18 protein-coding genes and 1 riboswitch are annotated in these 21237 nt (G+C 53.4%); of the genes, 14 read left to right on the top strand and 4 right to left on the bottom strand.

Annotation, left to right across the window (positions count from 1 at the left end):
- Nucleotides 1–138: 138 nt before the first annotated feature.
- A complete protein-coding gene (locus ACR0DT_RS24310; RefSeq protein WP_480713252.1) occupies nucleotides 139–306 on the top strand; it encodes a hypothetical protein in 168 nt (55 codons plus the stop codon).
- A 176-nt stretch (nucleotides 307–482) separates the two neighbouring features.
- On the opposite strand, the gene ACR0DT_RS24305 is transcribed toward ACR0DT_RS24310, so the two are convergent.
- Complete coding sequence (locus ACR0DT_RS24305) at nucleotides 483–1835, bottom strand: metal-dependent hydrolase family protein (protein ID WP_480713251.1); 1353 nt, start codon at nucleotides 1833–1835, stop codon at nucleotides 483–485.
- Nucleotides 1836–2183: 348 nt separating this feature from the next.
- Here ACR0DT_RS24305 and ACR0DT_RS24300 point away from each other — a divergent pair, with 348 nt between their 5' ends.
- The 5 genes from ACR0DT_RS24300 to ACR0DT_RS24280 all read left to right on the top strand — a co-directional run bounded on the left by ACR0DT_RS24300 (nucleotide 2184) and on the right by ACR0DT_RS24280 (nucleotide 9872).
- Entirely contained in the window at nucleotides 2184–2648 is a 465-nt protein-coding gene (locus ACR0DT_RS24300) for a phosphate-starvation-inducible PsiE family protein (protein WP_480713250.1), read from the top strand.
- A gap of 1027 nt (nucleotides 2649–3675) precedes the next feature.
- Complete coding sequence (locus ACR0DT_RS24295) at nucleotides 3676–4626, top strand: hypothetical protein (protein ID WP_480713249.1); 951 nt, start codon at nucleotides 3676–3678, stop codon at nucleotides 4624–4626.
- A gap of 496 nt (nucleotides 4627–5122) precedes the next feature.
- A complete protein-coding gene (locus ACR0DT_RS24290; RefSeq protein WP_480713248.1) occupies nucleotides 5123–7057 on the top strand; it encodes a PrkA family serine protein kinase in 1935 nt (644 codons plus the stop codon).
- Between the two features lie 15 nt (nucleotides 7058–7072).
- Nucleotides 7073–8395, top strand: coding sequence for a YeaH/YhbH family protein (locus tag ACR0DT_RS24285; protein WP_480713247.1), 1323 nt, complete (start codon nucleotides 7073–7075; stop codon nucleotides 8393–8395).
- Entirely contained in the window at nucleotides 8388–9872 is a 1485-nt protein-coding gene (locus ACR0DT_RS24280) for a SpoVR family protein (protein WP_480713246.1), read from the top strand. The genes ACR0DT_RS24285 and ACR0DT_RS24280 overlap by 8 nt, the downstream gene beginning before the upstream one ends.
- Nucleotides 9873–10007: 135 nt before the next feature.
- Here ACR0DT_RS24280 and ACR0DT_RS24275 read toward each other — a convergent pair whose 3' ends face one another.
- Entirely contained in the window at nucleotides 10008–10478 is a 471-nt protein-coding gene (locus ACR0DT_RS24275; protein ID WP_480713245.1) for an aminoacyl-tRNA deacylase, read from the bottom strand.
- 149 nt (nucleotides 10479–10627) lie between these two features.
- Between ACR0DT_RS24275 and ACR0DT_RS24270 the strand changes: the two genes are divergently transcribed.
- From ACR0DT_RS24270 to ACR0DT_RS24250, 5 genes are all read left to right on the top strand, one after another.
- Entirely contained in the window at nucleotides 10628–10858 is a 231-nt protein-coding gene (locus tag ACR0DT_RS24270; protein ID WP_480713244.1) for a DUF6525 family protein, read from the top strand.
- A 75-nt stretch (nucleotides 10859–10933) separates the two neighbouring features.
- A riboswitch (cobalamin riboswitch) is annotated at nucleotides 10934–11140 on the top strand.
- Nucleotides 11141–11242: 102 nt separating this feature from the next.
- Entirely contained in the window at nucleotides 11243–11599 is a 357-nt protein-coding gene (locus tag ACR0DT_RS24265; RefSeq protein WP_480713243.1) for a DUF1636 family protein, read from the top strand.
- Nucleotides 11596–12381, top strand: coding sequence for an ABC transporter ATP-binding protein (locus ACR0DT_RS24260; protein WP_480713242.1), 786 nt, complete (start codon nucleotides 11596–11598; stop codon nucleotides 12379–12381). Before ACR0DT_RS24265 ends, ACR0DT_RS24260 begins: the two co-directional genes overlap by 4 nt.
- Before the next feature lie 18 nt (nucleotides 12382–12399).
- Nucleotides 12400–13347, top strand: a complete 948-nt coding sequence (locus ACR0DT_RS24255) for an ABC transporter substrate-binding protein (protein ID WP_480713241.1) — start codon at nucleotides 12400–12402, stop codon at nucleotides 13345–13347.
- A gap of 1 nt (nucleotide 13348) precedes the next feature.
- Nucleotides 13349–14362 (top strand): FecCD family ABC transporter permease, encoded by a 1014-nt coding sequence (locus tag ACR0DT_RS24250; RefSeq protein ID WP_480713240.1) that lies wholly within the window; start codon nucleotides 13349–13351, stop codon nucleotides 14360–14362.
- A 237-nt stretch (nucleotides 14363–14599) separates the two neighbouring features.
- Here ACR0DT_RS24250 and ACR0DT_RS24245 read toward each other — a convergent pair whose 3' ends face one another.
- Both ACR0DT_RS24245 and ACR0DT_RS24240 read right to left on the bottom strand, forming a co-directional pair.
- Nucleotides 14600–16195, bottom strand: coding sequence for a putative nucleotide-diphospho-sugar transferase (locus ACR0DT_RS24245; RefSeq protein ID WP_480713239.1), 1596 nt, complete (start codon nucleotides 16193–16195; stop codon nucleotides 14600–14602).
- A gap of 73 nt (nucleotides 16196–16268) precedes the next feature.
- Nucleotides 16269–17216, bottom strand: coding sequence for a sulfotransferase domain-containing protein (locus ACR0DT_RS24240; protein WP_480713238.1), 948 nt, complete (start codon nucleotides 17214–17216; stop codon nucleotides 16269–16271).
- A gap of 919 nt (nucleotides 17217–18135) precedes the next feature.
- Between ACR0DT_RS24240 and ACR0DT_RS24235 the strand changes: the two genes are divergently transcribed.
- The 3 genes from ACR0DT_RS24235 (at nucleotide 18136) to ACR0DT_RS24225 (ending at nucleotide 21067) form a co-directional block, all read left to right on the top strand.
- Complete coding sequence (locus ACR0DT_RS24235) at nucleotides 18136–18657, top strand: hypothetical protein (RefSeq protein ID WP_480713237.1); 522 nt, start codon at nucleotides 18136–18138, stop codon at nucleotides 18655–18657.
- Between the two features lie 103 nt (nucleotides 18658–18760).
- A complete protein-coding gene (locus tag ACR0DT_RS24230; protein WP_480713236.1) occupies nucleotides 18761–19492 on the top strand; it encodes a metallophosphoesterase family protein in 732 nt (243 codons plus the stop codon).
- A gap of 126 nt (nucleotides 19493–19618) precedes the next feature.
- A complete protein-coding gene (locus tag ACR0DT_RS24225) occupies nucleotides 19619–21067 on the top strand; it encodes a mannose-1-phosphate guanylyltransferase/mannose-6-phosphate isomerase (RefSeq protein WP_480713235.1) in 1449 nt (482 codons plus the stop codon).
- Nucleotides 21068–21237: the final 170 nt, after the last annotated feature.

Raw genomic sequence — 21237 nt, 5'->3', positions numbered from 1 at the left:
CACTGGAAGCACGCAGGGCGTAAAGCGAATGACGCAAGCAGACAACATATGCGCTGTAGGCCTTGCATCTGACCCTCAAGATAACCCCTGAAATGTCTCTTGTCTCCATGGCATACTGCCAAAAAACGAGAGGCGGCTTTGGGGCAATTCCCACAGTCATTCGAAGTCTATGGCTTCACCATCGAAGTGCATGCGGGCGGACGCCGTGTCTGGCCGCCCGGCTTCAAGCGGTTTGTCAAAACCAAACTCGATTTGGGTGAACTGACTGACTGTGCCATCATGGAGGATTGCCACGTTTTTGGTTAACCGTGGGGTTGTAGACGGCGAAATTCCTGAAGTAGTGCGACGACCCGTAAACGCGGCGAAAGACCCTTTCCTGTCCGAGGGGCATATCAATCAATGTTTACCTCAGGTCGGCAGTCACGGGAGCTGCCAGAACCAATCCAATAATTCTACTAGAAGCGGTCGCATGTTGAATTCAATTAGCGCCCGAGCGTGTCTTTATAGATTACGCCATCCTTCATAATAACGAGAAAGTTGGCCTCCGGGTCGACCAGCAGGTTTATGTCCTTGGTCGGATCTCCATCAACGAGGATCAAATCCGCATATGCCCCTGCCTTAATCACACCAAGCGGGCCTTGCTGATAGGGGTTTCGCGGTCCTGACATCTCCAAAAGCATTGCGGTGTTATATGTAGCCTGTTGCAAAACTTCTGCTCCTGACCACCAACGACCACGGCGTTCGAATTCAAGGTTCTGCAAGGCCAAAAGCTCGGGAGCTCCAAACAGATCCACGCCGAAGGCAATTGGAAGGTCGTATTTCTTGATCAACGCAACATAGTTTTCGACATTGTCTCGCAGTGGCGCGCCCTTCTCAATGGTCGCTGGATCGCCTGCGGCCAACATATTTTCATCCGGCGTGAATATGAGGAACTGCGGGTTGAGGATGGCTCCGGCATCGCGAATGGCGCGAATGGTCTCCTCTTCAAATATCATGTTGCCATGATCGATGCTCTTAACCCCGCCTTCAAGGGCCCGGATGACAGATTCATCAGTGTAGGCGTGAACGATGACGTAAGTGTTCCAATCCTCAGCGGCCTCCACTGCGGCGCGGATTTCCTCGGGGCTGTAATGGGTCGTATCCAGTGGATCATATGGGGTCGAGTTACCTCCACCTAGGCTGATTTTGATCTGAGAGGCTCCGAGGCGTAGAACCTCGCGCGTAGCCGCCCGCACTTCAGACACTCCATCGGCGATGAACGACCATTCTCGCTCAAAGGCAGTTCGATCAGTGCGCTGCCGATGATGGGGGTCATTGTATAGGCGGAAGTCGAAGTGGCCGGATGTCTGACCGATCCAATGCCCCGAACTGAAAATACGAGGTCCCGGAACAATCCCCTCGTCGATGGCCTGCGCGATACCATAGGAGGGGCCACCCGCATCCCGCAACGTGGTGAATCCCCGCATCAGCATGCGTTCCGCTTCCCGAGTGACAAGAGCGCCGGTGTATGACCAGTGAAGGTTGTATGCCAAGGCCAAGGGAGAAGTCGGAAGCATGATGTGGTTGTGGCCGTCTATCAGACCCGGGATCAAAGTTCGCCCTTGTCCGTCTATGACAACAGCATCATTCGGTTCGATTGGGTCGGTCGAAACCTTGACAATCAAATTGCCCTCGACAAGGACATTGGCGTTCTCGATAACCACTGCATTTTCACTGTCGAAGATGTCGACATTGACGAACAGCGTTCTCGACAGAGTTTCTTGTGCATTCGCTCCGAAAGCCAAAATCGACAGAAGTATTGCGGAGAATACCACGCGTGCTGAGACCACAGTCATTGATTGAACCCATTCGAATATGTTCGACCAAGAACAAGAATTGCGTGCAAGGCTAGTTGTGTCAACGTAACCACTTGCCTTGTCACCCACGCTCGCGGTCAAGCAGTCGACTTCCAAAGCCAAGCCCGTCTGAGACACCGTTCGATGTCCGAAAGCAGCTCAACCCGCCAGTTGAAGCAACCCATTGAGAAAACTGGCAACAAGCCCATCAGGATGTTTGGAGGACCAACAGATCAGCCTAGAAAAACACATCCGTTTTGTGTGAGAATTCTGTCTAAGCCGAAGTGGGCGATGCATCTGGGTGAAATCTCTCACTCCGGTGAACGATTGCGAAAACGGAGACTACTTGTGAGTGATGAAGAGAACAGGCCCATCCCAGCACATGTGGAACTAGACCCTGATCACGAAGATGCCATCGTTCGATGGTGTAACCGCATGATCCGCCACGGTGTCAGAGCTTTGTCCGTGCTCATGCTCGGGATCATTCTGCTAGCAATCATTGACGCCGGTTTCACAACATATCTAAAGTTGATGGAACCGCCTGTTTACATTTTGGAGGTCAGTGACCTTCTCGCGGTTTTCAGTGCTGTTTTGGTCGTACTTATTGCGATAGAGATTTATACAAATATCACTCTCTATCTGACCGCCGATGTTATCCACATCAAGCTCGTTGTCGCGACAGCTTTGATGGCGGTAGCTCGAAAAATCATAACGCTCGACGACAAAAATCTGGAACCTCAATACTTTCTTGGTTACGCAGCCATCGGCCTTGCGTTGGGTGTAACGTACTGGCTTATAGATAGAAAACCGTAAGACGCAAATTCAAATACCCGCAAAAATGCGCACTACCGCCACTTTCTTAGCTGAATTGAATGTCCGGTTTGTGCAGTTGGCGACTTGCTGCGCGAACGATGCAATGGAGGATGACGAAGGTCTGGTAAGGGCTCACAGCCGTCATTCGAGAAATTGGCAGGGATCTTAGTTTTCCCTGCCCGAGGCTTGCCTGGCCCCGCGTATAACCCGGTTAGTGAGAAAACTCCTATGCAGCGTATCAACTACATAGGTGCCCTATAAAATGTAACCCGCCTATGTGTATGTTCAGGGAGTTGATCGCACTGAGTCCTTACCTAACTAGACGCAGTTCATGGCTAGGTTCCCGCGCGCCTACGATTATATTGACCCGCTCGGCGTTTTCTTCCGATGCCTGACACACCGGATTATCAGTCAGATGGGCATACCGGAAGACACAGCATTCGACGCATAAGTATGGCGTAGGTCATGTATGCGGACATCATGCAGGCCAGCCCGTCTACGTTTATGACGCCATGGTTTCTGTAAGTCGGTGGCAGACCATCGTCACCGCCGTACTAACTCGTGCGCATGCGATTGCCGGAGGGTGAAGGCACTGTTCGCCTTTATGAACTGATGCGAGTGACGGGCCAGCTTCAGGTTGAGTAGGGTGCAGAAACTGGCTTCTCGGTGGATGGATTGCAAAAGATAGAAGCCACAGGTTTGCTCAAAGTAGCGTCAGGCACCTCGGAAAATATCTAGCAACAAGGACGATGGTTACGGCTCTTTGAGATGAATGGTTCAGTTTCAGACAGGTTCCAATAGCGTCTTGAGGGCACCAACAGCTGAAACAAGCACTCTGTACAATTCAGAAAAACTCAACGCACGTTGCGTCACGCAGGCTCGGTTCTTTCAGTGTACTAAATTCAGATCGCCCGAGATATCGCAAGGACGTCCATGCAACATTGGCTTGGTTTGCGACGCGATGTTCGCGCTGAAATCGTTTACAATGTATGATGGTCAAACGATCTTAGTTCAGAGGATGTGCATCATGCTGAATTTGTTGATGCGGCGCCGTTTTAACATTGCCGCTGCTTTGGGTCTGGCTTTCCTTCTTTTTTCGGTAGACGTTTCAGCCGAACAGAGCGACGCAGAGAATGCCGTCAAAACTTTCAACGACGCGATGCTCTCAATCTTTCATCGTGGCCAAGACGCTCTGACATCAGATACGCGACCGATTATGGTGATTGCGCGGGACGTCACCGTGGTTTCGGAAGATGGAACGGCGACATACCCAAGGAACGCTCCGCGTTATCAGCACCTCAAGTCTACAACGCATGTTCTGTTGGGGATCATCGGCGCAGTTACTCCTTGGCCCGACGAAGAAGCTGACAGTGAGCGATGGAAGCAAGAATTTTCGAGTATTACCGCCGAGATTGATGCACTTCTCAATGAAATTGACGGTCTAGGGCTGTCGGATGACTCATTGGCCAGCCAACGGGAAATGCTTGAGAAGGCTCGAGCCTTCACCGAGCATACACTAAACCAAGATGAACTCACACGCGATGCTGTTTCTAAGATCATCAATGAAACGCGGTCGATCTGGGCAGAAAACATGCGTGACGCGGCACGCGCGGAGTTAACTGCGCTCCATGCAGCCGTTTCTGATGCACGTGCGGCCATGGATAAGGATGATTGGGCAAAGATGTACATAGTCCACCACGGAGGCTCCAGCGTGGAGGACGTGAACGTAGTTCTCTTGTACCTCCAGCGCGTGATGCCGGAGAAGGTTGCAGCCGGACAAGTGTTGTTTGCGGAAAACGCCCATGGGACAGACGCTCTGGCAAAGCACGTTGGCTATGTGAGGATGCAACGGCTTGTTGGGGCATGGGCGTTCGGAGACCCAGGGCGAATGGAAGTTGATCTTCTGGGCTATGAGGCCGGATCAATACTGGACGAAATGATTCAGGCTTCTCCACCGTCGGTCGCTGACGCAGAGTGAAGCTGCAATGCAGCAAACGTTAACACGGTATGAGCTCAGTTGGAGCGACACTTTTGACTTTGCAAAGCCCACCTTCTGCGCTTCGCCGTCATCTGTGGTGCACGGTGCTGCGACGGGCAGCTGTGTGGCCATCAAGTTTCTTTGTTGAGTGGTTGCAAAAGACGGTTCACCCTGCGGATCAGCAACACGTTTAGCAACCATGGGAATTTACAGGAGATGTTCTTTTGCTTGGTCAAATAGGATGTGCCTCTGAGCGCCTAGGGCGGCACCCTAAATTCAACCGCTCGTTCGGCGTTCTGAATGCTAAGGCCACAACGGAAAAAGGTCGCGTGGCAGCGGGTTTTACAAGCTACAATGAATATAAATTTCAATAGAGCGGCGTGCGGGAAACAAATTGTGATTAGAAATTAAACAATTACAGACCAGTTTTGTGGTAGACTAGGGAGAACTTAGCGCGCTGGGACGAAGGAGTACGAAACCTAGAGGAACATTAAAGATGGAGATTTTCGAGCAGTTTGCAGAAGAGTATGGGCGGACAAAGCTCATCGAAATGACGTTGCAGGACTATTTACTGGAATGTCGTGAAGACCCGACGATGCGGGCTTCCGCTGCCGAGCGGATGGTCGCGGCGATCGGTGAGCCAGAGCTTATCGATACCAGTCAGGAAGCTCGGCTTAGTCGGATATTTCTAAATCGCACAATCAAGCGGTACAAACCCTTTCAGGACATTTACGGCGTCGAGGAAACCATTGAGCGCATCGTGGGCTTTTTCCGCCATGCCAGCCAAGGTCTCGAGGAACGCAAGCAAATCCTCTACCTGTTGGGTCCAGTCGGCGGGGGCAAGTCAACGCTTGCCGAGATCCTTAAGAACCTGATGGAGCGGCAGCCGATCTATGTGCTGAAGGCGGGTGACCAGATCAGCCCAATCTTTGAATCCCCTCTCGGTCTTTTTGACCGCGTTCGGATGGGGGATCTGCTGGAAACCAAGTACAACATACCCAAACGGCTTCTGAACGGGTTAATTTCGCCCTGGGCTGTCAAACGCCTGCAGGAGTACGACGGCGATATTTCCAAGTTTTCAGTTGTCAAACTCTATCCGTCGAAACTGCGCCAGATTTGCGTAGCGAAGACCGAACCGGGCGATGAAAACAACCAAGACATTTCTTCGCTTGTCGGTAAGCTCGATATACGCAAGCTTGAGGAGTTCAGTCAGAACGACCCGGACGCTTACTCCTATTCCGGCGCTCTGAACCGCACCACTCAGGGCTTGATGGAATTCGTCGAGATGTTCAAGGCGCCGATCAAGGTGTTGCATCCCTTGCTGACGGCCACGCAAGAAGGGTCCTATGCGGGCACAGAAAATATCGGCGCTTTCCCCTTCCAGGGTGTGATAGTTGCGCATTCGAACGAAGCAGAATGGCAGCAGTTCAAAAACAACAAGAACAACGAGGCCTTTTTGGATCGGATCAGTCTGGTCAAGGTTCCCTATTGCCTGCGTGCCTCGGATGAAACCCGAATTTACGAGAAGTTGCTTGAGGAAAGCAGTTTGGGTGAATCCCCTTGCGCACCGGAAACGCTGTCCATCCTCAGCCAGTTCAGTGTTCTGACTAGGTTGAAGGAACATGAAAACTCGCCAACATTTTCCAAGCTCCGCGTCTATGACGGTGAAACACTGAAGGACACCGATCCCAAGGCGCGGTCGGTGCAGGAATATCGGGACGCGGCCGGGGTGGACGAGGGGATGACAGGTACATCGACCCGCTTTGCCTTCAAAGTGCTGTCCGAGACCTTCAATCACGATACAGAAGAAGTTGGCGCCGATCCGGTTCATCTGCTCTATGTTCTTGAGCAGGCCGTGAAACGCGAACAATTCCCCGACGAGGTTGAAAGCCGTTACCTGTCTTTCATGAAAGACGATCTGTCGTCCCGTTACGCGGAGTTCATCGGCAACGAGATCCAAAAAGCCTATCTGGAATCCTATTCTGACTTTGGTCAGAACCTGTTCGACAGATACATCTCCTTTGCTGATGCCTGGATCGAAGATCAAGACTTCAAGGATCCGGATACTGGCCAGATTCTCAATCGGGGCGTTTTGGAACAGGAACTTGAAAAGATCGAAAAACCGGCCGGAATTTCCAACCCCAAGGATTTCCGAAACGAAGTTGTCAAATTCGTTCTGCGCGCGCGGGCCAACAATCAAGGTCGGAACCCTGACTGGCGCAAATATGAAAAGCTGAGAAGGGTTATCGAAAAGCGCATGTTCGGTCAGATTCAAGACTTGCTGCCGGTCATCAGCTTTGGTGCCAAGCGGGACAAAGAAACTGAAGCTAAGCATAACGAGTTCATTGATCGCATGATCGGCCGCGGCTACACGCGCCGTCAGGTCAGGCGCCTGGTTGAATGGTACATGCGGGTCAACAAGGCAGGATGAGGAGTCTATGCTAAAATGGCCCATTTCATCGACCGAAGGCTGAACCCCAAGGATAAGAACCTTGGGAACCGTAGACGATTTCTGCGCCGGGTTCGCTCTGCCGTCAAAGAGGCGGTTGACGAAAGTGTCCGGCGCCGAAAAATCGCCGATGTCGGCCAGCAGGAAAACGTCTCGGTACCGTCAGACGGAATCGGAGAACCTCATTTTCAGCATGACATCAAAGGTGGTTCCAGACACCGGGTTCTGACCGGAAATAAGACGTTTAAAGCGGGTGACCGGCTTAAGAAACCCCCGTCGGGCCAGAGCGGGCAGGGTGGACGTGAAGGGGCGCCCGATGGGGAGGGCGAGGACGAGTTCATGTTCGTTCTGTCGCGGGACGAGTTTCTTTCCCTGTTCTTTGAGGATCTCGAACTGCCCGACATGATCAAACGCAGTCTGAAAGAGGTTCCCGTCTCTAAACCGCATCGCATGGGCTATACCGCCGCCGGAACACCCGCCAACCTCAGTGTTTCGCGTACAATGCGCAATGCTTTCGGCCGACGTCTCGCAATGCGGCGCCCGACAAACACCGAGATACAGGCTCTAACACAACAGGTTGAAGAACTGGAGGCGTTGGAAAAACCAGATGCGGCGCGAAAGGCGGAGAAGCAGTTGCTGCGCGATCAGCTCGACAAGTTGCTAAGGCGACGCAAGATCATTCCCTACATTGACCCGCTGGACGTGCGTTACAAGTATTTCGAGATGCGCCCCGAGCCAGCGGCAAATGCGGTGATGTTCTGCCTGATGGACGTTTCGGCCTCAATGGGTGAGCGGGAGAAGAACCTTGCCAAGCAGTTCTTTGTCTTGCTGCACCTATTCCTCAAGCAACGCTACGACAAGATCGAGCTTGTATTCATCCGCCACACCCAGGTTGCCGCGGAAGTTGATGAAGACACCTTCTTTCACTCCCGCCAAACCGGCGGTACGGTCGTGAGCAGCGCGCTCAACGAGATGAAAAAGATTATCGAAGCCCGCTACCCGTCCGCACTGTGGAATATCTATGCCGCGCAAGCATCAGATGGTGAGAACTTCAGCGGAGATTCGCAATTGTGCGCCGACCTGCTGAACAGTGAACTGATGAAGTGCTGCCAATATTTCGCCTATACGGAAATCGTCGACGAGACCGAAGCCAATCTGATGAACAGCGAAGATAATGGCATGGAACTTTGGCGCTCGTACCGACAAGTCGCAGAGGCCTGGCCAAACTTCGCCATGAAACGGATCGCGCGCGCTAGTGACATCTACCCGGTTCTGCATGAGCTGTTTGCGCGCAAGACGAACGGAGTTTCCAATGGCTGATCGGGCTAAAGCCAAGACACCGCTGTTTGACGGCGCGGAGTGGGATTTCGAGACCATCCAGCGTAGTTTTGACGCGATCGAGCGCGTGGCGATTGATGATCTCGAACTTGACGTCTATCCCAATCAGATCGAAATCATCTCGTATCAGCAGATGCTGGATGCCTACTCGTCGACCGGGATGCCGCTCATGTATCGGCACTGGTCTTTTGGGAAGCGTTTCGTTCACGAAGAAAAAGCCTACCGCAAAGGCGCAAACGGCCTTGCCTATGAGATCGTAATCAATTCCGACCCCTGTATTTCGTATTGTCTCGAAGACAACACGATGGCGCTTCAGGTCCTTGTGATTGCGCACGCGGCCTTCGGGCATAATCATTTCTTCAAGAACAATCATCTGTTTCGCCAGTGGAGCGATGCGCAGGGTATTCTCGACTACCTCGACTACGCACGTGGTTTTATTGCCCAATGCGAAGAACAGCACGGGGAACGCGAGGTTGAGAAATTACTCGATGCGGCGCACGCGCTCATGCCGTCGAGCGTTTTCCGGCACCGGCGCCCACCCCACTCATCGCTCGCGGATGAGAGAACCCGACAGCGCGAGCGGCGCATCGAAGAAGAGCGGGCAGTACATTACCTGTGGGATGCCTTTGATCATCCCACGCAATCATCCAAAACCGATGAAGAGGCACAAAAACGAAAGCGCGAAATGGGGCTGCCGGAAGAAAATCTGCTCTATTTCGTTGAACGTCACAGCCCGGTTCTGGAGTCCTGGCAGCGTGAAGTTCTGCGCATCGTCCGCAATATCGCGCAGTATTTCTACCCACAGCGCCAGACCAAAGTGATGAACGAAGGATGCGCCTGCTTCGTCCACTACTACATCACCAATCAGTTGCACAGCGCCGGTCTGCTGACGGACGGCGCAATGCTCGAAATCTTGCACAGCCATACCAACGTGCTGACGCAGCCCGATTTTGACGCTCCGAATGCGATGGGGATCAACCCTTATGCGCTGGGTTTCGCGATGATGCAGGATATTCAACGCATCTGCACCAACCCGACCGAGGAGGACCGGGAATGGTTTCCGGACATAGCGGGCAGCCGCGCTTGGCGTGAAATTTTAAAGGATGCCTGGGCTAACTACCGTGACGAGAGTTTTGTTCAGCAGTTCCTCAGCCCCAATGTCATGCGTCGTTTCCGCATGTTTTCGCTGACAGATGACGACGGAAAACCCTTCTACACAGTCGACGCGATTCACGACGAACGTGGCTATCATCAGGTGCGCGACACCCTGGCGCGTGGCTTCGACGTATCGGAACACGATCCTGATATTCAGATCGTCGATGTGGACCTGTTGGGAGATCGCCACCTCAGGCTGAATCACTCTGTGCGCAACGGTGTGCCGCTAGACAAGAGAGCCTGTGAAGCGACACTGGACCATCTACGACAAATTTGGGGCTTCGACGCGGCGTTCGAAAACTAGCAACGATTGTAGGCTTAGACGCCCCACTAGCTCCGATGTCCCCTTTTAGTTGTCTAGCCAGAAATACCTTGTGGGACAAAAGCAAAGAATAACCCCGCCGGAGCGGGGTTAATCCGTGAAGAATTTCGTCAACGCCTAATGCATGCAGCAAAATGCGCCGTGCTTCACATCTTTCATCATCATATCAAAGTCCTTGCCACGCATCTCAATCAGAGTTTTATGGTCTCCGGCTTCGAACCAAATCCTGTCGAGTCCAGTGAGACTGTTGTCTACAACGGTCGGCAGATTATAGGCGTCGCCAACCGGCGGTATCGCGCCGAGGGCGCAATCATCAAACAGTTCGCGCATTTCGGATTCAGGGGCCAAACCAAGACGGCGGTCCATCATCGATTGCAGAGCGGTGAGGTCGACCTGATGATTGCTTGGCAGAACAGCAAGAATCGGACCCTCCTCCATGTGTATTACAACGGACTTTGCGAGGTGATCGCCGGGTACATGCGCCGCTTCAGCGCATTCGCTCGCAGTGGCGGCATAGGGATGCGGGACAGTGTCAAAAGGAATCCCTTGAGAGTCCAGATGATGCTTCAGACGAGATGCGATAGTCATGGTGCCCTCCATATAATAGAAGGCGTCCCGGACGCGAAGCGTGTCACGGTACGCACCCAGGGCGCAATTTGGTGTATGAACTCATATTGTGCGCTCAATGAGCGTAACGGGCAAGGGGGCAAGGTGTACAATCGCCGGGGTTAGTCCTGATGAAGGCTGCCGTAGCACCGAAAAACCCGCCCGCCCCCGATCGAAGGACCGAGATAGGCCCATTTCGATCTTGTACTGGACCCTGTATTTGGCCCCGACGCCGAAGTATGAGCGGTAATCTGGGGCAAAGCAGACTGCGCCGGAATCGCCGCTTTGGCAATTCCACGGTCGCCTTTGACGCTTTGTCGACCGCGCCGAGGCAGTGGTTATCCGAAAGTGCACAGCCGTGATCCCAGGAACCCGCGCGGTATTTCTGATCGAAAGGCCGTCGCTTCATGTCTCGGTTGACATGGCACTCGGTCTAAGACAATCAAGGAATGGATGGTTCCCGATGGTGCGCCCAAGGGATGAATAGGGAATACGGTGAGGTCTGCCAAACGGCGCCAAGTCCGTGACTGCCCCCGCAACTGTAAGCGGTAAGCGACGCCAAACACCCACTGGCCTAGTGGCTGGGAAGGATGGCCAAGCATCGACCCGCAAGTCAGGAGACCTGCCATCACATGTTTAACCAACCCGGGGCGGGGCGTCCTGGAAGGAGGCTTATATGGCACGTCTGATACGTGTTTACATGATCGGCACCTTCTGTCCGCGCTTGGCGTCAAGCGGAGCGGGCAATGCCGGATACACCTGACCATATCCTTCTGATCTGCACGACCTGCAGCGGCACATTGTCTTTTGATGCCATACGCTATGCGTTGACCGGCAAGTTGCCTGCGGGATTTATGATCCGTACTGTTGCCTGCATGGCCGGTTGTGCGCATCCGGTAACAGTCGGATTCCAGGCCAGCGATAAGGCGCAATATCTATTCGGCAATATTGAAAGCTCAGAAGACATTGAAGCTTTGGCTGAGTTCGCGTGGCAATACCATGCAAGTAGGGATGGCTGGACCAACGCCACTGACCGACCCAGGCCATTGTTCACAAAAACCCTTTCTCGTTTACCTCGGATCCAATTGGAGGAGCCAACATGACGACTTCGGCCTTTCTGACTGCGCGCGATCTCGAATACTACGCGCTCAACGGAGACACTCTGTTGCAAGGCGCCTCGTTTGAGCTGGATGAGGGGGCCATATTGGCGATCGCCGGACCGAACGGGGCGGGGAAAACGACGCTTCTTAACCTACTGTGCGGGACGGCTGAGCTTGTGCTGGGTGACGTTTTGATCAATGGACGCAGCCTAAGACGGATGACCGCCAAAGAGCGCGCCCGCATAATCGCTGTTGTGGGCCAGCAAGAGCTTCCGGATGGCAGGCTTATGTTGCGGGATTATATTGCATTGGGCCAAATTCCAATTTGGGCTGACCGTTCGGCTGAAGAACATGCTGAAGAACTGAACCGAATTCTGCACCAGACCGACCTTGCCGCGCTGGCAGACAAGCGGATGGCGGTGTTGTCCGGGGGCGAGCGTCAACGCGCGCATATCGCCAGGGCACTTGCCCAGAACCCGTCGTTGCTGTTCCTGGATGAACCCACCAACCATCTTGATCCGGATGCCAAGGGGCGAATGCTGTCTTTGGTCGCCGAATTGGGGATCACGGTGGTGATGATCGTCCACGATCTGGTGATGATCCCCGAGTTCGCCACCCACGTGGCATTGATGAAATCTACGAGACTCACGGGGTTTGGCTCCGTGGCCGAGGTGCTGACCCCAAAGCGGGTCCGCGACACTTTTGGCGTCGATTACCTGTGCTTTCAACACGAAGGCCGCGTGATCCCGGCGCTGGATATCCGAAGAAACACTGTTTCAACTTAACCCAAGGAGCTATCCCCTATGAAACACATCTGGTCCGTGGCGCTGGTCACAGCCATGGCTGGCAGCGTATCCGCCCATGAAGTCACCGTTGACAATTGTGGCGAGCCACTTGTTTTCGACACCCAGCCCGAGCGACTGGTCGTGCATGATATGAACATGACCGACATGGCCTTTGCGCTGGGTTTGCAGGACAAAATCGTTGGCCTGACCGGCATCACTGGCTGGTACAAGACCAGCCCGGAATTCGACACGTTGCGCGGCGATATCCCCGAGCTTGCGCCCAAATACCCAACGGTTGAAAATCTCGTGGCCGTGGAACCCGACCTGTTCTTCGCGGGCTGGTACTATGGTATGAAGCCAGGCGGTGATGTGACCCCAGATACGCTGGAACCTTTTGGCATCAAGACCATGATCCTGTCCGAGAGCTGTGTGCATCTGGACAAGGATCGCCCCGAGGCCAACATGGATCTGCTGTTCAACGACGTCCTGCGACTGGGCAAGGTTATGCACGTCGAAGACAAGGCTGATGCCCTGGTCAATGTCTGGAAAGAGGAATTGACCGCGATCAAAGCGCAAACCGCCGACCTGAGCAAACCTCGCGTCTTTTTGCTGGACGGCCCGGCGGACGCACCTTTTACCGCAGGTAAGTTCGCTATTCCCGATGCGATGATTGCAGCCGCCGGTGGTGACAACGTCACTCATGACATGGACACAAGCTGGGGGCGTACCTCTTGGGAGGCGGTCGCTGCGGCGAATCCGGAGTTTCTGGTGCTGCTGGATTATCAGACTGGCAACGGCGCCGAAGATACATTTAAGTTCCTGCAGGACCATCCGGTAATGTCCCAGACCGATGCCGTGAAAAACAAGCGCTGGATCGGCCTGAGGTACGAAGAGCTGACCCCCGGACCGGCAAATATCGAGGCAATCTCGAAAATGGCAAAGGCCATGCATCCGGGCCTGAATTGATATGGGCCGATTGGCTCTGACATTGGTGGCAGGGGCGGTCGTGCTGACCGCCCTTTTGCTGGTTTCGACTATCTACGGAACGACCTCGATCCCGACTTCGGATGCGTTCGCCGCAGTGGTTCTAGGCACCGGACTGGTTGAAGGCGACATGTCTCCATTACATCGGATCGTATTTGACCTGCGCCTGCCGCGCGCGTTGTTCGCCGCGGTGATCGGAGCCGGTTTGGGCATCGTCGGCGTAGTCCTGCAAACTACCACGCGCAACGATCTGGCCGACCCGTTTTTGTTTGGTTTGTCCTCGGGCGCTGCGGCAGGCGCCGTGTTCGTCATAACGGTTACGGGGGATATTCTGGGTTTCTGGACTTTGCCTCTGGCTGCGTTCTGCGGAGGGCTTGTCGCGTCAGGCATTGTGCTGGCACTGGTTCATGGGCTGCGCACAAGCGCGCCCGAAAAACTGATACTGGCCGGTCTCGCGGTTTCTTTCCTGTTCTCAGCGATTACCAACTATCTGATTTTTGCAGGTGATAGCCGTGCCGCACATTCGGTAGTCTTCTGGATGCTTGGCGGGCTGGGCCTGGCCCGGTGGGAGACCTTTCCCTTGGTTTGCGCCGGCCTGCTGTTGATTCTGAGTTATTCGCTGTATCGCAGCCGCTGGCTGGATGCATTGCTGACCGGGGACTTGACGGCTTCGACGCTGGGTGTGCCAGTACAAGGGCTTCGCTTCAGAATGTTCTTCGTCGCCGCCCTTGCAACGGCAGTGTTCGTCTCAGTAGCGGGTGTGATTGGATTTGTCGGCCTCATGGTACCTCATATCGCCCGAGGAATCGCCGGGCCATTGCATGGGCATCTCGTGCCGACTGCAGCCATCGTGGGTGCAGCCCTGCTGACTGGTTCGGACATCGTAAGCAGGCTGTTGTTGGCCCCGCAGGAATTGCCCGTCGGTATAGTTACAACCTCAATTGGATCAGTGTTCGTGTTCCTGCTGCTGTTCAGAACGGCCAGAAGCCAAAGGTAGCTTTGGCTACCGCAGTTCAACGGCAGCGCTTCCAACTCAACGGCAAGAAGCACCTTTAAATTAATCTTTGAGAATTAAAGTTCGCTTCGCTTTGAACCCAAAATCTGGTGCGGAAATTTCACTGATTGACGAGTGACGATTGAATGAAAAAGTAGGGGAAAGGTAAGCTTATGATTGAATTCATCAACTATTCTTCCCCTACCAAAGTCAGCAAGTCAGCCAATTTAATCGGAATTTCTATTGAGAAACCGATCTAGCTGTATCTGGTAAGACCCACAAATTTTCACTGCGAAGTACACGTTCTGTGTCGCCTGCAGTTTTATCCGCATAGGGGTGCCCAACTATTAATTCGCTGAAACCTTCTGTTTCGTTTGGCAGGCGACGGAACTGTCGATGGGGAAGGACAGCGACTCGAATGGATGTGTTGTCTTCGAACTGTCCATTTCCGAAAATCGTTTGCTTGTGGCAAACAAACGATTTTTCATTAAGCTTAAGGTTGTAGCCTTTTTCCGCAGAGGCCCACTCCAGGCCCACATCGACAAGTATCTCATTGAGAGCTTTTTGATCGTCAAACTTATTGCCAGATTGCTCCGCCATTTCAGCCAATTGATCAATTAATATTACGCTGGCATCGCTTGCCCGAAAACAAATAAACCCGAAGCACAACACGTGTCCCCAAGCCGCTAGAGCAGCGGGTGGCCAGACCGTGCCCTGTGACGCGATAACATCGGCATCGATTTCGTCCATAAGTGGTATAGGGTTGCTCAGCCAAACAGCATCTGCGTCGGAATGGATCACATTGAACCCCGCGAGCAGAACGCGGCGGACGGAATCCAAACGCAGCCGCCAAAGCTCGGACAAATTGCCTGACCAAGGTATGTGGCATGTGTTGAAACCACTAGCTGCCATATCTGATGCTAACTCTGCATCCAGCGCACAGATTACCAATGGTAGTTCATCAAGGCCCTCGGCACTGCAGATCCAATTTTCCAGAACGGGTCTGTAGGCACTGTTGCAGAAAACAAGGATGACATTGCCGTTGGAATCTGCCGCTTTTGCCGCTGCTTCTTCAAGAGTTTTAGGACGTTGGCGAAAGGAGTCGCCAATCCGTACCATGGGCCGGTTTATATACCTATTTGCAAGGTACCAACCACAAATCCGCTCGCAACCGCCGCCAATGATATGCCGCGCCTGCTGCACTTGCGTGCGCGCCTCATCACCCAGCCGGTTTTCTGAAAACTTGCTAACCGGTCCACCTTCCACTTCCTTCAAGGCGTCTAGCAAGACAGGAATTTCGCGCTGGAGCCAGTCTTGATATTCGGTGAAGATTGTACCGTCCAACAAGTAGCTACCCTTGAGGGGGACAAGGGCATCATCAGGCAGAAAATACCTTGACTTAAGGAAGCCCAGGACATCGGGTGAAATATTGACGTCCTCGTAGTATTTCCAAAGATTCTTGGCCCGCGTTGCTTCAATGTAGGACAGGCAATAAGTATTAAACGATTTTGCAACCAAACCGCTTTTCGTCACTTTTGGCAGAAATACCCTTTTGGCGTTGTTTCTCAATGCCCAACGTAGCGAAAACTTGTCAAAGAGGGAGTAATTGAACAGCCCCACAAGACCTGCCGATGGTTTGACAGACATGTGACCGGTATACTCAGAGAGGACCGCTCCCAACTCGGGTATCTCTGAAGCCCAATTATCCAAAGTTGAAGGTAGTGCACAATCGTTTAGGTCTACAAGTTGGCACCCGTCCACCTGCTCCAGTGATTGTATGGAAGTTTTCGAGTTTTCGTTGTGATAGAAAAAGAAAAGCTCTTGATTTATTTGCATGTCAGGAGTCTCTACCAGCAGAAGTTATTAGGTTGTAAAGCGCCATTGCACAATCATGTGAAAAAGCGGCACTCTACACTTCCCAAGGCAGTTTATGCGGCCGCAATCCAAAAATCGATTTGAAGCGGTTTATTTTTCGGTTACGTTTTTTGATTTTTCGCTCTAGATAGTCGAGCTTTTCGACCAGCCCATCTAAGTTTTCTTCCCGATGTTCCTTGACCTTTCGCAGAACGTTAGAGTCAGTTCTTGCGAAGTCGAGATCAGTCCAAAATGCTAGATAGGCCTCCAACTCGTCGGGGCTGAGTTCCGGAGAGTCGTACCCCATCAGCCGCATCGCAGGGCCATTGTACAGGTCGAACAAAGCTAAATCGCGGCCTGAAAACTCCTTTTGCCAGTTTCCAGTTTTTCCCGCCCCTACGAAACCAGGTGAAGCGTTTTGGAACTTGTCGATTGTCGGGAACGGTTCCGGGTTCGCAGGTATGTCCATCGTTTCAGAGAGTTGACGCGCGAACTCTGGAATGTCTCGGACGATGTCTTCGAACCTAAACCGTTTGTAATTTTTCGGAGCAGCCTGTGCCCAACGCACTGAATGCTGGCCCCACGAACTAAATCCGACACGACCACAAATTACGTCAGACAGTGTTATGTCGGACTTCTGGGCGACTTTTAGAAGGTACTTGTAGTAGGATAGCGCAGAATCCCGGCCGTCTCGAATAATGTGGAAATAAGTATCTTCTGATTTCATATCCCCGTTGGGACAATCATGCGTCTTAATCAGATGTGGTTTGTCATCTGCTCTAAGTGCTTCAATATCGATTGTGTTCTGATCGCCTTCGATATGGCCCACGAGTTCGCCAAGTTCGGGACTTGCGCCGATATCGCCATAATCGCCGTAAATCGACAAGCTGCGAAGGCCAAAGTAGTGGTTAAATACTGAACGTGTCAGGGTGTTGCCGCTTCGGGGGTAGGAAACCAGCCAGACTATCATTTTTGAATTATGCCTATTCGTTGGGTCTTCCATTGATACTACCGTGGCTCATGGGGAAGGACAACTGTAGAGGCGAAGCCAAATGTGTGCCCTCAAGCCTTTTTGGGGAGAGGGGAGCCACACATTTCGCGGCCCGAACAAGCAAGGTGAAAGTTAATTCGTTTTTTGGTCTTTGGGGATTTCCTAGAACCGGTTGATTTAACCTTTTGAACGTCGGCAACTGAACCGTACCGGTTGTCTTATCCAACAGTTTGGGTACGGGCCTCATAGCCAGTTGATGGCCATTATTGCGAGTGCGATTGCGGTGTTCGTAGCTGCTAATGGTACTAGTTCTCGCCAACACCGGCTCGTCATCAACCCAAGGATTGTCGAGGGCGGGGGGAAATGGCACCAGACGCACTTTCTCCCATTCACAGATGGAATGTACGAAACATATAACAAGTTGCTTTAAAACATTAAAAAGAGATTTCAGATAAGAAACAATGGATCCTCAGTTTGGCTGGATTTCGGATATTTAAAATCAACCAATACTCTCGCCGGAACTGGAAAAACACCGCTCGGTGCATAAGTTAAACCTCTGAGAAAGGGCTGAAAATCAGCTGCGATGACATGCGCGGTCCTGATCCGCTATCGGCGCTGTTTGGTGAATGGCGATTGGCCTGCTATGGTGTCTGTTGATATTCAAGTGACTGAGAGTTTGGATCTCTGTGCGCTTGTTCTATCGGGCAGACGCATTTGTCGTAGCATCGTGCGGCGACACCAACTCTGATACTACCTATGACCTTACCCGTCATTTGCGCAACGTTGCGCACGTATTGGAAATGGAAAGTTTACGTAAAAAACTTATTAAAACATTGATTTAAGGCCAAGTTTCGCCACAGGCAGCGCACAGCTGAGGCATCGCGGTTCTCTAGCCCTGATCCAGATCACTACTGGAATCGGAGATAGAACCATGCCGAGTTTCATCGACTGTTTTCTTAAGACACCACTGCGAAACAGGCAATTTTTTGCTCGTAGCACGAGCCGATTTTGCACCATCTTGCTCACCGTTGCGACATTGATACCTGCGGCCCACGCGCCATCACGCGTGCAGGCGCAGGAACTGTTTGTCGTGGGCAGTGATCGCGGCGGGTACCTGCATGATCGCTTGATCGAGTTGAAAAACCTCGAGCGCAACGGTGTTCTGGTCGAAATCCGCGGGCGCATCTGTTATTCGACATGTACGATGTTTCTGGGGTTGCCTGGCACTTGCGTTGATCCGGACACAACCTTTGGTTTTCACGGCCCATCCCGAAATGGACGCCGCCTTGAGCCAGAGGATTTCGATTATTTCAGTCAGGTCATGGCCGATTATTATCCAGAACCGTTGAAATCCTGGTTCATGGCCAAAGCGCGCAATCGTATCAATGGTCTCTACAAGATCAAAGGTCGCGAGATTATACGCATGGGCGTACCCGCTTGCCGAACTGCCTGAGCCTGGCCTTGCCCGCAATCAGGCTCGCGAGTATCAATTGCGGATCAAAGGCCGGTGCCGAATTTCGTGTTTCGGTCCAACCCGGGCAGGAGAACAGATCATCGTGCTGTCATCGCTTTTCAGACGGTTCGGGCGGCGCGTCCCGTTCCTGCCGCCTACCCCCGAGGTTCCGCTATGCGTGATTGGTGACGTGCATGGTTGTGTCGCGCAACTGGAAAAGCTGCTGACCAGGGTGCCACAGGGCCATCGGATTATTCTGGTGGGCGACTATGTCGACCGCGGAGAGTACAGCGCGGAGGTTTTGCGCCTGATCAGCGCGCGCCCTGATCTGACCTGTCTGAAGGGCAATCATGAAGAGATGATGCTGCGGTTCCTGAAAGACCCCATAAGTCAGGGCCCACGGTGGTTGCGGTATGGCGGATTGCAGACTTTGGCCTCGTTCGACATACGCGGTGTCCGGGCCGAAATGAGCGGTGACGAGCTGACAGAGTGTCGGGACCATTTGCAAGAGGCGATGGGCGATAGGTTGTGCCAATGGATCGCAGACCTGGAGACCTGGGAAATGTCGGGCAATGTACTTGTGGTACACGCGGGTGCTGATCCGCATGTTCCCCCCAAAGAGCAGTTTGACAAGACACTCGTCTGGGGTCACCCAACCTTTCAATCGACGGCCCGGCGCGACGGAGTCTGGGTCGTCCATGGACATACAATTGTCGATGTGGCCGGCGCGCGACAGGGGCGGATTTCCATTGATACAGGTGCTTTTGCAACCGGCGTTTTAAGCGCGGTCTGCCTAGATGGAACTGAGCCCAGATTTTTGACGTCACAAGGCTGAATACAGCAGGTCCGGTGCAATTTTTCTGTTACACTTGCTTTTTCCAGACGAAGCTGAGCAAAATCTTGTCACTGTAATTCACATCCAATAGGACCTGTTTAAATCAAATCGGGTTTTGAGCTTATCATGTTAATCACTCCTGTCCTCCTTTGCGGAGGGTCTGGAACACGCCTTTGGCCGTTGTCCCGGAAAAGCTATCCTAAACAATTCGTGCCGCTGGTCGGCGAAGAGACTCTGTTTCAGGCCTCCGCACGGCGTCTATCCAGTGCGACAGCGGGGTTGAAATTTGCAGCTCCGGTGGTTCTGACCAACTCGGATTTTCGTTTCATTGTGGCAGAACAATTGCAGGCCGTCGGCATTGATCCTGGTGCCATTCTGATCGAACCCGAAGGACGAAATACCGCCCCGGCGGTTCTGGCTGCCGCGCTGCGTGCCCATGCCGAAGACCCGGATGCTGTGTTGCTGGTAGCCCCGTCCGATCACGTTGTACCCGATGTCGCCGCGTTTCAGGCGGCGGTTGTTCGCGGTCTTGAGGCTGTGGAGCAAGGGCAACTGGTGACATTCGGAATCACTCCGACGCACCCGGAAACGGCTTATGGCTATCTTGAACTGACAAGCGCGTCGGACAGGGGCGGGTCGCCCGTTCCGTTGAAGCAATTCGTGGAAAAGCCGAATCTGGCCCGCGCGACCAAGATGTTGGAGGCGGGGAATTTCAAATGGAATGCCGGGATTTTTCTGTTCCGCGCCTCGGACATGATTGCGGCCTTCCGGTCCCATGCGCCCGAGCTGATGGCGCCTGTTGAGGCGGCGGTTAAAACGGCCACGCCGGATCTGGGCTTTTTGCGGCTGAACCCCGAACCTTGGGGGCAGGTCGAAGATATCTCGATCGATTATGCGGTGATGGAAAAAGCGACGAACCTGTCGGTTGTTCCGTTTGATGCGGCGTGGTCCGATCTGGGCGGCTGGGATGCGGTGTGGCGCGAAAGCGGGCCGGACGCGGACGGCGTGGTGACCAGTGGTGGCGCAACGGCGATCGACTGCCACAACGCGCTTTTGCGGTCTGACAGTGATCAGCTAGAGCTGGTGGGCATCGGGCTGGAAAACATCATTGCGGTGGCGATGAACGACGCGGTTCTGGTGGCGGATGCCTCGCGGGCGCAGGACGTTAAGAAAGCCGTGAGCGCGCTAAAGGAAAAGGGCGTCTCGCAGGCCACGGCTTTTCCCAAGGACCACCGCCCCTGGGGGTGGTTCGAAAGCCTGGTGGTTGGCGACCGGTTCCAGGTCAAGCGCATCCATGTTCACCCTGGCGCGGCGTTGAGCCTGCAAAGCCATGTCCATCGCTCGGAACACTGGATCGTGGTGGAAGGCACAGCCCGGGTGACGATCGATGATCATCAGCAGCTGGTGAGCGAAAACCAGTCGGTTTACATCCCTCTGGGGGCGGTGCACCGGATGGAGAACCCCGGCAAGGTGCCGATGGTTCTGATCGAGGTTCAGACCGGCACCTATCTGGGTGAGGATGATATCGTCCGGTATGAGGATATCTACGCGCGCGGTCAAGGTGCAAAGGGCTGATTGCCGAAGGCGGTTCTTGCCCCACCTGACGAGGCGCGGCCAGGTCCCGCGCATGGATTAAGGTCCTTGGATGGGGGTCTTTTTTGTTGGTGGGCGGTGTGGTTGTACTTAGCTCGGTGCGTGGCGAGACGCGCAGGGTTCGGGCGGCGGTTTTTTTAGTCTTTAAACCT

Source organism: Ruegeria sp. BI11 (genome assembly GCF_056538005.1).
This window is presented reverse-complemented; position numbering and strand designations above follow the sequence as displayed.

Bases quoted from the DNA above. Each gene is read 5' to 3' on its own strand.
- ACR0DT_RS24255 (WP_480713241.1), top strand. From the start codon at position 12,400: ATGAAACACATCTGGTCCGTGGCGCTGGTCACAGCCATGGCTGGCAGC.
- ACR0DT_RS24280 (WP_480713246.1), top strand. From the start codon at position 8,388: ATGGCTGATCGGGCTAAAGCCAAGACACCGCTGTTTGACGGCGCGGAG.
- ACR0DT_RS24245 (WP_480713239.1), bottom strand. From the start codon at position 16,195: ATGCAAATAAATCAAGAGCTTTTCTTTTTCTATCACAACGAAAACTCG.
- ACR0DT_RS24235 (WP_480713237.1), top strand. From the start codon at position 18,136: ATGCCGAGTTTCATCGACTGTTTTCTTAAGACACCACTGCGAAACAGG.
- ACR0DT_RS24265 (WP_480713243.1), top strand. From the start codon at position 11,243: ATGCCGGATACACCTGACCATATCCTTCTGATCTGCACGACCTGCAGC.
- ACR0DT_RS24240 (WP_480713238.1), bottom strand. From the start codon at position 17,216: ATGGAAGACCCAACGAATAGGCATAATTCAAAAATGATAGTCTGGCTG.
- ACR0DT_RS24305 (WP_480713251.1), bottom strand. From the start codon at position 1,835: ATGACTGTGGTCTCAGCACGCGTGGTATTCTCCGCAATACTTCTGTCG.
- ACR0DT_RS24295 (WP_480713249.1), top strand. From the start codon at position 3,676: ATGCTGAATTTGTTGATGCGGCGCCGTTTTAACATTGCCGCTGCTTTG.
- ACR0DT_RS24250 (WP_480713240.1), top strand. From the start codon at position 13,349: ATGGGCCGATTGGCTCTGACATTGGTGGCAGGGGCGGTCGTGCTGACC.
- ACR0DT_RS24270 (WP_480713244.1), top strand. From the start codon at position 10,628: ATGAAGGCTGCCGTAGCACCGAAAAACCCGCCCGCCCCCGATCGAAGG.
- ACR0DT_RS24285 (WP_480713247.1), top strand. From the start codon at position 7,073: ATGGCCCATTTCATCGACCGAAGGCTGAACCCCAAGGATAAGAACCTT.
- ACR0DT_RS24225 (WP_480713235.1), top strand. From the start codon at position 19,619: ATGTTAATCACTCCTGTCCTCCTTTGCGGAGGGTCTGGAACACGCCTT.
- ACR0DT_RS24275 (WP_480713245.1), bottom strand. From the start codon at position 10,478: ATGACTATCGCATCTCGTCTGAAGCATCATCTGGACTCTCAAGGGATT.
- ACR0DT_RS24290 (WP_480713248.1), top strand. From the start codon at position 5,123: ATGGAGATTTTCGAGCAGTTTGCAGAAGAGTATGGGCGGACAAAGCTC.
- ACR0DT_RS24260 (WP_480713242.1), top strand. From the start codon at position 11,596: ATGACGACTTCGGCCTTTCTGACTGCGCGCGATCTCGAATACTACGCG.